We start from the raw sequence: 11925 nt of genomic DNA, 5'->3' as shown, positions 1-11925 counted from the left end.
GTTGTGATGAAGGGCGTCGTGCATCCCACACCCCATCATCCTAAGATGCCAAAACGAAGCAATAGCTGCACAAAGATGAGAGCGTAGAGTCCTGCTCCAATATCGTCGATCATGATTCCGGTGCCCCACGGCAGCTTTTCAAGGCCGCGCACAGGCGGGGGCTTCACGATGTCGAAGATGCGGAAAAGGACGAACGCCACTACGAGCGGCTTCCACGCTGCCGGCGCGCCAATCATCGCAACCAGCTGTCCGGCAACTTCGTCGATAACAACGATGGACGGATCTTTGCGTCCGGAGGCGCGCGCAACAAGGGTCGCTGCCGGAATGCCGATGAGTGTTATCGCCAGCGCCAGCACGGCGGCGATGCTGTATTGCGTTGTGTGCGACAAGCGGTGTGCAAACGACCACCAGAGCAGCACGGTTGCAAGCGAAGCCCACGTGCCGGGGCCGGGACGCAGGGTGCCAATGCCAAAGAAGGTTGCAGTGGCCCACGCCCACATCGGAGCTTTGACCGGCGGTTGAACTTCTATGCTGTCGTTAATTGGGCTTGCGTCCATCGGTTTCGTTCTTTGAACTGCTGTCGGGACCGCGTCGAGTGCCGCTCGTTCCAGCGTGAGGATCCGTGTACTCGGCTTCGCCGCCGGACTCGGGATCGTTGATTGGCGAGGAGATGACGTATCCACCGCTCGCCCATTTTCCGAGATCAATCACCCGGCAGCGGTCACTGCAAAACGGGAAGTTCTCGTCATTCGCCAAGACGAGCGTGCGGCATGTTGGACAGCGCAGGCTCTTTGTTTTTTTCTTTGGCATAACCAAAACAGTTGCGGGTGATTCGTTCTCAGTTGCCAGCGAAATTCGCGCTTCAGTGTAGCAGGCGATTGTGGCCAGTTGTGGGTATTTGTTCCGCGTTTAGCTGATCACAGTAGCCGCGCTACCAGGTCGTAATCGTGCGCTTCGGTGATTTGGCACCGATAGATCTGCCCCGACTGCACGTCCTGGTAATCGGCAAAGTCGTTGATGAAAACCTTGCCGTCGATTTCGGGTGCGTGCATCTCGGTACGGCCCTCCCAGAGAAGATCAGTTTCCTCAGAAGGCCCTTCCAGCAGGATATCGAATTCGCGGCCAACAAGTGCCTTGCGCTTGCGGCGGCTGATCTGCTTTTGCATCTGCATCAGCTTCTTGCGGCGGCGCTCAATCTCGCGCTGAGGAACTTTCTCGCCCAGTGTAAAAGCCTTTGCACCCTCTTCATCGGAGTAAGCGAACACTCCAAGCCAGTCGAATTCCGCGGCGCGAACGAATTCGCAAAGTTGCTCGAAGTCATCCTTTGTCTCGCCCGGAAAGCCCACGATGAACGATGTCCGCAGCGTCAAGCCGGGTACAGTGCGGCGCATCTTCTCGATCGATTTCAGGAAGATGTCAGCCGACGCTCCGCGCTTCATGCGCTTCAGCACGTTCGCCGACGCGTGTTGAAGCGGCACGTCGATATAGGAGCAGAGCTTCGGAATTTTTGCGATTGTCTCCAGCAATCTTCCGGTGATCTTGTTGGGATACGCATAGAGGAAGCGAACCCACTGGAGTTGCTCGATCTGCGTCAGGCGCTCCAGCAGCAGCGCCAGACCGTCCTTAATTCCTAGATCTTCGCCGTAGCAGGTAGTGTCCTGCCCGATCAGCGTGATCTCCTTCACGCCTTGCGTGGCCAACCGCTCGGCTTCCGCTACGACCGACTCTAGCCGTCGCGAACGGAATTTGCCGCGCAACTGCGGGATGATGCAGAACGAGCACGGATGATCGCAGCCCTCGGCGATCTTGATGTAGGCCGCGTGCCTGGGAGTCGCGAGCATACGCGGCGTGCTCTCGTCATAGAGATAGCTGGGCAGTTCCGCCACGGCGCCATCCCACTCGCCACGCGAGAAGCGACCGGATTCCTCGCGAGCGTCGCCCTCAGGACGAGACGCGTGCCCGACCTGCTCTCCCGTATGCACGCCTGACTTCAACGACTGCGAGGCCGAAGTCGAGTTCAGTATCTTAAATGGAGAATGCGAGTCGCCAGCAGACGGCATCTGAACACCGGCGGCGGCAAGAATTTTGTCCAGCTCTCCTGTGCCAACAACGGCGTCGACTTCAGGAATGTTCTTCTGAATTTCGTTGCGATATCGCTCGACGAGGCATCCGGCGACAATCAGCTTGCGCGCATGGCCATTGACCTTGTGCTGCGCCATCTCCAGAATGGCGTCCACCGATTCCTGCTTTGCGGTGTCGATGAACGAGCAGGTATTCACTACGATGATGTCAGCGTCATCGGCCTTAGAGGTAATCTGCGCTCCGGCCGTGGAGAGCATGCCCATCATTACTTCGCTATCCACCAGGTTCTTGGGGCACCCAAGGCTCACAAAACCCACACGCGGACGTGCTCTCAAATCGGCGACTTCGGCCGTGGATTGGGAACTGGTGCGGGGCTGGTCGGAATTCCCGTTCGCCAGTTTGTCAGCTTTGGGAGGGGTTACACTCAGGGTCATTTCAGGCATGCAATTTGCTGATTTTATCACCTGTGGAGGCGGACGGAGGACATCAGACTTCTGACTTCCAGACCTCAGACGTCGGACTTCAACACCAGAAAGTTGTTAGTTCTAGGCATTTTCCCGATCGAGTTCGAGGTTCTCTGATCCAGCTGAACTCGATTTCAGATTGTCATGCTGAGCGAGGGCGTAGCCCGAGTCGAAGCAGCCCTATTGTACTGACAAGCTTCCGGTCGTAGGGATGATCCGCTCAGGGAGGCAGAGAACATTCGCCTACAGTTAAACCGGTCAAATTCAAATGACAGGCGCGGCGAGCTGCGCGTCGTTAGCGTGAATCGCGTATCTCTTCGAACAGTTGGGGCAATTTCACGGCATCCTTCGCCGAGTCGCCGAAACGTGCACGTTCGTAGTGCGACGTGAACTGCTCGACAGCCAAGCGCAGTGGTTGGTCGGTGATTGATTCCGCGAATTCTGACGGCGTCTGCGTGGGCTTCTTTCGATGACCTCGGCGTGCGAGCGTCCGTGTCATCCGGGCGTACCAGATGGAGGCAGCGTTCTTCGGGGCGCTCGCCGGGTTCGAGGAGATGCGGTGGCGTTTCAGTTCGCGGTAGAGTCCGGGAAGATTGAACAGCAGAAGGAATGCCCCCAGCCCTAGCACCATCCAGGAGGAGATTTGTCTTGGCGTTTCCGACGCGCGACGTTGCGTTCGGCGTGCCGCCTCCAGCAGCGACTCGTACTTTTGCCGCGTCCACAGCCGAACTTCATCGAATAGCTGTCGGCTCTGGGAGGCAGCAATATTTGACAGCGCCGCCTGGTGGGAGAAGTCGTAGTTGATGACCCACTCGCGCCAGAACTCGCGCATGGCGTCGAGATAGAGAGCGGCTCGTGCCCAGCTACTACGGTCGACCGGAGCGCTGGCGGGAGTGGGATCGAATGTTACCCAGCCATGGCCCGGAAAGAAAACTTCCACCCAGGAGTGTGCGTCACGGGCACGGAAGATGTAGTCGCCCGTCACGTCGTTGTACTCGCCTCCGCGGAAGCCGGTAACGACGCGGCTTGGGATGCCTTCCGCTCGCAGCAGCACGGCCATTGCCGATGCGAAGTATTCGCAATGCCCGCGCTTGCGTTCGAAGAGAAAGTTGGCCACAGGATCAGCCTGGCGCTCTGCCGGCAGTTCCAGCGTGTAGCCGAACTGAGTAGAAAGGTAGCGCTCCACTGCAAGCGCCTTCGCATATGCGTTCGCCTCGCGGGCAGTGATGTCGTTCGCGAGTTGTTGCACCCGTGCATCGATGGAGGGAAGCTGGAGGTAGCGGGTTGCAACCTCGCCGGGCACCTGCTCGCCCGACTGTTGCAGCTTCGCGACTGCGGGCGCGCCCACATCAGAGACGCCGGAGTACACGTTGGTCGGGCGGTCTCCGTCGGTGTTGATGACGGAGCGGCCGAAATCCATACTGATTTCGCGGAAGTTCGCCGCGAGGTATCGTCCGGCTGGAATCAGGAACACGACATTCGTCCCGATTGGCTCCATCACAACGCGATAACGGATGACCTTGTGGTGCTCAGGTTCAGCGAATCTGCTTAGTTCACGCGGAAACCCGGTGGCTGCATCGGCCAGCGCGTACCGCCCACCTATCCCCGATACGATCTCGGCCGTGTGCGGCGGGTTGAACCAGCTCTTGCCGTTGAAGGTGCTGAGCGTCAGACCGCGCAGCTTCAGTTCAAGGTTTGTCGGTCCGCCGTTCTCAATGCGTACGTGCGCCACCACCTGGCTGGACTGTTGAATGTGCCCAATTTCGCCGAGTTGAACCGTGTCGCTAAATCCACTGACCAGGTTGTTCTGCTGCGCCAGCCGGCTCAGGTATCCGGCAGAGAGTCGCGGAAGAACGAAGAAGATCGCCACCGAGCAGATCAGAATGCCGACGACCAGCACTCCGCTCATCATCGACAGCGCCGGCTGAAAGGAGCGCAGATTAAATGAGCGGCGCGAGGGAGCAGGGGAGTCGAGCGACCCACGTTGCATGGTCGTCGCCGCCATTGCCGAGCGTCGCATTTCCATGCTGACAAACGTAGCGACCGCGACGAGTAGAAAGACGCTGAACGCACCGAGGAAGACCGAATCAACCGTGAGGATGGCCGCGGAGAGTACTTCGAGAAACGCCAGTAGCGCGAGGTAAATGTGGTCGCGGTCGCGCTGCACAGAGAAGACCTTCACCATCATCCCGAATAGCAGCAGATGCACAGACGCGGTAACGAAGTTTTGCGAGATGAAGAAGAAATCAGCGATGTAAACGAGGATGTACACGAGGCCGAGATACGAAGTAAGTCGTTCCGGCAGTTGCAGCGTGCGTCCCCGGTAGAGCAGGTACCCGCGGAAGAGCAGCGCGGCAGACACGAAGCCGACGCTCAATGCGTCCAGTTTGCCCGTAGACACCAGCGTGGCGAAACCTGTCACAATCAGCAGGAAGAGCGAGACTTGGAAGTAGCGCTCCACGGCGGGAGGCACGACTCCCTTACAAGCGTCGAGATTGGGAACCGCCGTAGCCACAAGGCTCTTATTGTCGCGAGATCTTGCCCGGAAGGGAAGAGGGAAGGATTCGAAAGGCAAGCTGCCGGTGTTCTCGTCGCGGTGAGCCCCGCGTCCAGGTGTCAACCAAAATAAACGCCGGGCACCGGTTACTCACTGCACACGCACGAGCCCGTTACCGTTGCTTCCTTCCGGATCTGGCGGGGTTGGCGGGATTGCGTCGCGCAAGACCGATGCCCGACTGGGTGATAATACCAAAGATTCGGAGTGCCTGCTTTCAGAGCTCGCACTAATCGCGGAAAAGTTTGCCTCATCGCTTGCCTTGGGAACGCGCCACCGAAGCGCTCTTCAGATTTGAAACCAACTCTGTCGCGTGTTCTTTCATTGCCATAGCACCCCTCATCGGCGAAAATGCTTTTTTATCCGGAGAACTAAAATTGAATACTGTTCGACGCGCGAAAATTACGGCGCTGGGCGCGTATGTTCCTCCCCGCGTACTTTCCAACTTCGACCTCGAGAAGATGGTCGAGACCACGAACGAATGGATATTGGAGCGTACCGGCATCCATGAACGCCATTTAGTCGAAAAAGGCAAGGCCGCGAGCGACCTGGCCGTCGGTGCCGTGCAGGACATGGTCGCCAGGTACGGAACAAAGATTGACGACGTGGAAGCCATCGTTGTCGGAACCGTCACGCCGGACATGATGTATCCCTCCACCGCGTGCCTCGTACAGCAAAAGCTGAACATCCCGCAGTGCTGGGGATTTGACGTATCGGCAGGATGCTCCGGCTTCGTCTATGCACTGACCGCGGGCGCAAAGCTTATTGAGAGCGGCGCGCACAAGAAGGTGCTTGTCATCGGCTCTGACGTGAACTCTTCCATGATCGACTACACAGACCGCGCCACGTGCATCATCTTCGGCGACGGTGCTGGCGCGGTCCTGCTGGAACCGACAGCCGAGGGGGAAGACGTTGGCCTTATCGACTACGTGCACCAAATCGAAGGCTTTGGCGGCGAGTATCTGAACATGCCAGGTGGCGGCAGTCTGAATCCGGCTTCCCACGAGACGGTCGATCAAAAAATGCACTATGTCCACCAGGATGGCCAGCAGGTATTCAAGTATGCCGTCAAGAAAATGTCGGAAATGACTGAGCGCATACTTGCCAAGACGGGCCGCACCGGGCAGGACGTAGATTGCTTCATTGCGCACCAGGCCAACAAACGCATCATCTGTGCCACCGCCGACCGCCTGAAGATGCCGTCCGAAAAGGTGATCATCAACATCGACAAGTACGGCAACACCACCGCCGGAACCATCCCATTGGCAATGAAGACCGCAATCGAAGAAGGCAAGCTGAAGAAGGGCGACACCGTCCTGCTCGCGTCTGTAGGCGCAGGATTCACGAGTGGAGCTACCCTGCTAAAGTGGGCGTTCTAAGATAGAAAAAGAAACGTGAATAGTGAGTGTTGCGCGCGCCGAAGGGCGCGCGCTTTCATTTAGCGACGGCGCTTGCGGGCAGCTCGATTCTCGACTTGCGTTGTGTAGCTCGTCTACTTTGGCGAGAGCTGTCGCAGATAATTCTTCAAACATTTCAGTTCCGGTCAACTTCCCGCAAGTGTGGGGAATCCCACGTGTAGCGACCGTGCGACTCTGAATCTGCGTCGGTCACACCCTCACTTAAAAACATCGCGGAGCCAATCTCTAACACGATCGCTGTGGAGGTTGTACAAAATGAGTTCGTCGCGTCTGTGCCTCACCGTGCTTCTGCTCCTGACCCTGCTTTCTGTGGCGGACGGTCAGAATGTGCGACTCACGAACGACTTTCCCGGTGGCGGATACGTTAGCGCATACACGTTGGCCACCGGCAACGCATATACCGATGCGGTATTGAACGAGTGTTCGATCTCGCGTGGCCGGCAGAATGAGCCCGCTGTTGCGGTCAACCCCCGCAACACCAACGTGCTTATTGGCAGTTCGAACGACTACTGCGGCGTGTTCTTCGTCACCATCAACGGAGTGCCGGTCGCACTCGGCCCCGTATGGCTCGGCTACTATCGCTCGGAGAACAAGGGAGCATCATTCCAGAGTTCACTTGTGCCGGGCTATCCGCAGGACCAATCGCCTTACGCGGCGCTCGCGCACGTACGCACAGCAAGCGCGGGTGATCCCGTCATCGCATGGGACGCCCATGGTCGCGTCTTCATGGGGTCGGAAAGTTCCGATGATCCCGCTGGCACAAAGAAGACCTTCGGCGATGTCTGGGTGGCGACCTTCGACAACCCTGATGGCGAAAACGGCAACAGCATCAACGATGGCAAGCGCTTCGTGGGCAGCACGATCGTGAAACGCGGCACGTCAGCGCCGAATCTGCTTGGCCGCTTCCAGGACAAGACTGCAATCGAGGCCGACCGCACGGGTGGACCCTGTGACGCAAACGTCTATTTTGCCTGGTCCAGTTTCAACGGGGCAGGCGCTAATCAGATATATCTGTCGCGCTCCACCAATCATGGCGCGACCTGGTCGCAGGCTTCGAAACTGACCGAAAGCCTTCAATCCGTTCAGGATCCTGACATCGCGATTACCGGCAACGGAAATGTCTATGTAACGTTCCGAACCTTCGCTTTTGTCAATGGCGAACAGGACGCTGTTTACTATGCGAAATCAACGGATTGCGGCGCAACTTTTTCGCGGCCCATCCGTGTTACCACTTTCCTGCGTTGGGATGCTCAGGACCAGACTGATCCACAGCCTGGCGCGGCACCACGATCCTCGCTGGAGGATGTTGGTGCCGAAGAGGAAAGTGCTGCTCCGCCTAAGGAGGCCAGGGCTCGCGATTGCGGCGACTTCCTGGACCACTGCCTCTCCGGGTACACCTTCTTCCGCGTAGACAGCTCGCCGCGCTCCACCGCTGACCAACTGGATGCCGCACACGAGTACGTGTACATCGTCTATGGCGCAAGCAAGCCGGGGACAACCGTTAGCACCGGAACGAGCTATGGCACGATTGATCCCGGCACCGGAAGTCAAAGCGGCGCGTACTTCACACGCCTTAACGGCGCAACAGGGGCGCATACCACGCCCGTGTTGCTGAACAGTGAAGCTCGTGGACACCAGATTTGGCCGGATATTTCTGCCGATGGCGGAGTGCTGCACGTCGCATGGTACGACAGCCGAAACGACCCGGTGTACTCGCCCGCCCGGCCCATCGGTAACGATGCCAACCGAGGCACGCACCCATCGCTCGATGTGTTCTCAGCCAAGTCGAACAACCTGGGGGCTAGTTGGACCTCGCCGACACGCGAGACAAATTTCACCAGCAACCCGAACTACGAGCAGTTCGACAATCGCGCAGTGCCGTTCAACGGCGACTATATCTGGGTTACGTCGTTGGGCGACTTCGCGTTCGGTACCTGGACGGACTATCGCAACACGGTGCCGGGCATTGACCAACGGGAGGGTGGCGACTCGGATAACGACCATGCCGATGTCCACCAGTGCCGCGCGTTTAACTCCACCACCGGAACTTGGGGGCCCGACACGTGTCCACACGCCGGTGGACTCGACCAGAACATCTACGGGGCTGCTACGCAGTGAGTTTTCGTGCAGACCGCTTTGAGCACGTCTAAATCAAAAACGCCCCTTTCGAAAGAGAGGGGCGTTGCTTTCAGCGGAAAAGCCCGCTGGCTGGGCCGACTGTTGGGTTACTTACAGCAGCAGCTAACCTCAGCTTGAATAGGCGGACATTTCACCGACCCGTACGAGCAGAAGACGCAACAGTCTCCAGCGTTGGGGCGTAGCACGGTCTTGCAGTTCTCGCACTCGTAGAAGAACTGACACGCGTCAGTCGGCATGATTTCCTGTTTCGCATGGCCACAGTGTGGACATGTAAGAACCGATTCAAGTATTACAGTCATAATTTATATCGCTCTCACTGACGTCCGAAGTCCAATGTATGACGGTCCGATGTCTCGCGTCCGCCGTCCGACTTAAGGATGCGTCATCGTCTCCGGTCGCACGGTGGCATCAAAATCCTCGCCCGACAGGTAGCCTAGTTTCAGCGCTGCTTCGCGCAAGCTGCTGTGTTCCACGTGCGCAGTGTGAGCAACCTTTGCGGCCTTGTCATAGCCGATCTTCGGCGCCAGTGCGGTGACGAGCATCAGCGAATTATTTACATACCAGTCGATCTTGTCACGGTTGAGTTCGATCCCGTTAATCATGTATTCCACAAAGCCGTGGCAGGCGTCCGTGATCAGCGTGACCGAGTGCAGGAAGTTGTAGATCATGACAGGCTTGTAGACGTTCAACTGGAAATTACCCTGCGAGCCCGCAAAGCCGACAGCCGCCGTGGCGCCGTGTACCTGCACGCACACCATGGTCATAGCCTCGCACTGCGTCGGGTTTACCTTTCCCGGCATGATGGATGAACCCGGCTCGTTTTCGGGGATGGTCAACTCGCCAAAACCGCAGCGCGGTCCCGAGGCCAGCCAGCGAATGTCGTTCGCGATCTTCATCAGCGAGGCCGCCAGCGTCTCCATCGCACCCTGCGCGAAGACAAGCTCGTCATGAGCAGAGAGTGCGGCAAATTTGTTCGGATGCGAGCGGAAGGGAAGCCCGGTCAGTTCAGCAATTTTCTTCGCCGCGCGTTCCGCGAATTCCGGATGCGCGTTCAGGCCCGTGCCCACAGCCGTTCCGCCGATGGCCAGGTCATAGAGGCCGTCCAGCGCCTGCTCCAGCCGCTTGATGTCGCGGTCCAGCAGGCTCGCCCAGCCGGAAAACTCCTGCCCAACTGTGAGCGGCACCGCGTCCTGCAAGTGCGTGCGCCCGATCTTCACGACGTCCGAAAATTCTTTGGCCTTCGCTGCGATAGCGTCACGCACGGTCCGGATCGCCGGGATCAGAGCGTTCTTTACACTCTGCGCTGCGGCGATGTGCATTGCCGCCGGGAACGTGTCATTCGACGACTGCGACATGTTCACGTGATCATTCGGATGTATGGGGTTCTTCGAACCCAGCTTTCCTCCCGCTATCTCGATGGCGCGGTTCGCGATGACTTCGTTCACATTCATGTTCGTCTGCGTGCCGCTACCCGTCTGCCATATGCGCAAAGGGAACTGCTCGTCTAGTTTTCCGGCGATGACTTCGCCGGCGGCCTGCACGATCAGCTTGGCCTTTTCGGACGGAAGTTTTCCCAAATCTTCGTTGACCAGCGCGCACGCCTTCTTCAGCGTCCCGAAAGCATGGATCAGTTCGGGCGGCATGGTGTCGCGTCCTATCGCAAAATGGAGGAGGGAGCGCTGTGTCTGCGCACCCCAATATACGTTCGCGGGAACCTCGATGGCTCCCATGCTGTCTGTTTCTGTTCGGGTACGGTTCGCGGCTTCCGGTGAAGAGTTCGGTGCCATCGTTGTCTCCTGAATATTATTGCGGTATGTAGGAACCTCAGATTATAGACGAACGTCGGCGCGCCGTTACCAGCAGCGTAGCGTTAAGAACGCAGCCACAACATCCAAGTTCGCGATGTCCTCGCGCAGGCGGTGTTCGGCTCTGGAAAAGAGATCGAATGGCGGGCGCATTGACATACAATCGTGCTCTAGCGCACACACGCCTGTGACGTAAGCTGATCGGGACTGGCAGCATTAAGAAGGAGAAAGACGATGGCACAAGTAGGGCAGCAGACGAATACGGACTTAGTGACCGCGGCGAAGTTCGTCACCAACTTGCGCGCCTTGCCGGAATCGGCATTCTCCAGCATCACTCGAGTGCTTGAGTTTTTGCGAGCAAATCCGATTGCGCCAGAGTCGCTCGAACCCTTTCTGTTCTGGGATCGCGGGCACTACACCCGCAACCTGATCGATCATACCGATGTGTATGACCTTATTGCGGTCTGTTGGGAAGTGGGCCAGGGCAGTTCGATTCACAACCACAAAGATCAGAACTGCTGGATGTCGGTTCCAATCGGTCGCTTGACGGTGCAGAACTACCATGTCGTTCACCAGGACCTGGCATCGCAAACGTGCGAACTCATTCCGACCGATAAGATCGAGATGAATACTTCTAACCCCGTCGCCGTCGATCCGCAGAACCCCGTGCACTCCGTTTACAACGAGCGCGAGTGGAACGAGCGTGCCGTGAGCGTGCATCTGTACTCGCGTCCATTTGACTCCTGCGTAGTGTATTCGGCGGAGCAGAAGACCTGCGGCGAGATCAAGCTCTGCTACACCTCCCAATACGGGATTCCTACGCGTAGATAGCGCCCCGCTAAACCAACGAAAACCTGTAATCGACTACCTGCGGCGGTCGGCGATGGAATAAATCTCCGCCTCGCGGGGAGGCTGCGGCGGTTGTTCTTCCTTGGTCAGCGGCGGAGGCAGTGTGGCGCTTGATCGACCGCGAGAGCAGAAATAAATTGTGAGACCGCTCAGCAGGGAAGCGAACCAGAAAAGGGAAACTACGTCGAGCATGCGAGCTCCCACTGGCCCAAAGATGAGCCCAGAGTGCAGGTCGCCCGCAACAATGTCGGCACGCACCTCTGCGCCATCGTTAGCACGGTAGGTAGAAGGAAGGTAGTGCCGGGAAACGTAACGGGCTTCCAGTCGCAAGCCTTCACGGTGGTTCAGCGCGACGCCGGTGATCGCGATGAGCATGAAATATAGGGCGGAAATCAGTCCTATCCAGAGGTGGAGACGTCGGGCGACGTGAACGATTCGGCGGCGGATAAGCAAGAGCCCTCGCGGATGACTTCGAGAGAATGAGAAATTGAAAATGAAATTCAATTTCAACACACAAAGTCTAGTTCCGCTCGCGCGCCGCTGTCAACCGAATCACCCAGCATCTCCGAAACTCCTGCGCGCCACTCGCATCCAATGAAGCGGACTCCACCAGC

General features: G+C 57.9%; 10 protein-coding genes and 1 other RNA gene. 3 read left to right on the top strand and 8 right to left on the bottom strand.

Features of this window, described 5'->3' with window-relative positions; all coding sequences use genetic code 11:
* Positions 1–35: 35 nt before the first annotated feature.
* The 5 genes from VN622_06355 to ffs form a co-directional block, all read right to left on the bottom strand.
* Positions 36–557, bottom strand: a complete 522-nt coding sequence (locus tag VN622_06355; GenBank protein ID HWR35474.1) for a phosphatidylglycerophosphatase A — start codon at positions 555–557, stop codon at positions 36–38.
* Complete coding sequence (gene yacG, locus VN622_06350; GenBank protein ID HWR35473.1) at positions 538–810, bottom strand: DNA gyrase inhibitor YacG; 273 nt, start codon at positions 808–810, stop codon at positions 538–540. Before yacG ends, VN622_06355 begins: the two co-directional genes overlap by 20 nt.
* 107 nt (positions 811–917) lie before the next feature.
* Entirely contained in the window at positions 918–2525 is a 1608-nt protein-coding gene (gene rimO / locus VN622_06345) for a 30S ribosomal protein S12 methylthiotransferase RimO (protein HWR35472.1), read from the bottom strand.
* A gap of 316 nt (positions 2526–2841) precedes the next feature.
* Positions 2842–5061: a DUF3488 and transglutaminase-like domain-containing protein gene (locus VN622_06340; protein HWR35471.1), complete on the bottom strand. Its 2220-nt coding sequence runs from the start codon at positions 5059–5061 to the stop codon at positions 2842–2844.
* Between the two features lie 118 nt (positions 5062–5179).
* An RNA gene (gene ffs / locus VN622_06335) (signal recognition particle sRNA small type) lies at positions 5180–5277 on the bottom strand.
* 200 nt (positions 5278–5477) lie between these two features.
* On the opposite strand from ffs, the gene VN622_06330 reads away from it, so the two are divergent.
* On the top strand, positions 5478–6479 hold the full coding sequence (locus VN622_06330; GenBank protein ID HWR35470.1) for a beta-ketoacyl-ACP synthase III: 1002 nt from the start codon (positions 5478–5480) through the stop codon (positions 6477–6479).
* A 294-nt stretch (positions 6480–6773) separates the two neighbouring features.
* Positions 6774–8636: a sialidase family protein gene (locus VN622_06325; GenBank protein HWR35469.1), complete on the top strand. Its 1863-nt coding sequence runs from the start codon at positions 6774–6776 to the stop codon at positions 8634–8636.
* A 107-nt stretch (positions 8637–8743) separates the two neighbouring features.
* Here VN622_06325 and VN622_06320 read toward each other — a convergent pair whose 3' ends face one another.
* Positions 8744–8959 carry a GDCCVxC domain-containing (seleno)protein gene (locus VN622_06320; GenBank protein HWR35468.1) on the bottom strand — a complete coding sequence of 72 codons (216 nt, stop codon included), beginning with the start codon at positions 8957–8959 and terminating at the stop codon, positions 8744–8746.
* Between the two features lie 69 nt (positions 8960–9028).
* Positions 9029–10444, bottom strand: a complete 1416-nt coding sequence (fumC, locus tag VN622_06315; GenBank protein HWR35467.1) for a class II fumarate hydratase — start codon at positions 10442–10444, stop codon at positions 9029–9031.
* A 252-nt stretch (positions 10445–10696) separates the two neighbouring features.
* Between fumC and VN622_06310 the strand changes: the two genes are divergently transcribed.
* Entirely contained in the window at positions 10697–11293 is a 597-nt protein-coding gene (locus tag VN622_06310) for a cysteine dioxygenase family protein (protein ID HWR35466.1), read from the top strand.
* A gap of 33 nt (positions 11294–11326) precedes the next feature.
* Here VN622_06310 and VN622_06305 read toward each other — a convergent pair whose 3' ends face one another.
* A complete protein-coding gene (locus tag VN622_06305; protein ID HWR35465.1) occupies positions 11327–11764 on the bottom strand; it encodes a hypothetical protein in 438 nt (145 codons plus the stop codon).
* Between the last annotated feature and the right edge of the window lie 161 nt (positions 11765–11925).

Source organism: Clostridia bacterium (assembly GCA_035561135.1).
GTDB lineage: Bacteria > Acidobacteriota > Terriglobia > Terriglobales > Acidobacteriaceae > DATMYA01.
This window is presented reverse-complemented; position numbering and strand designations above follow the sequence as displayed.

Excerpts from the sequence above, each read along its gene's own strand:
- VN622_06355 (HWR35474.1), bottom strand. The coding sequence starts at position 557 with ATGGACGCAAGCCCAATTAACGACAGCATAGAAGTTCAACCGCCGGTC.
- yacG (HWR35473.1), bottom strand. The coding sequence starts at position 810 with ATGCCAAAGAAAAAAACAAAGAGCCTGCGCTGTCCAACATGCCGCACG.
- rimO (HWR35472.1), bottom strand. The coding sequence starts at position 2,525 with ATGCCTGAAATGACCCTGAGTGTAACCCCTCCCAAAGCTGACAAACTG.
- VN622_06325 (HWR35469.1), top strand. The coding sequence starts at position 6,774 with ATGAGTTCGTCGCGTCTGTGCCTCACCGTGCTTCTGCTCCTGACCCTG.
- fumC (HWR35467.1), bottom strand. The coding sequence starts at position 10,444 with ATGGCACCGAACTCTTCACCGGAAGCCGCGAACCGTACCCGAACAGAA.
- VN622_06310 (HWR35466.1), top strand. The coding sequence starts at position 10,697 with ATGGCACAAGTAGGGCAGCAGACGAATACGGACTTAGTGACCGCGGCG.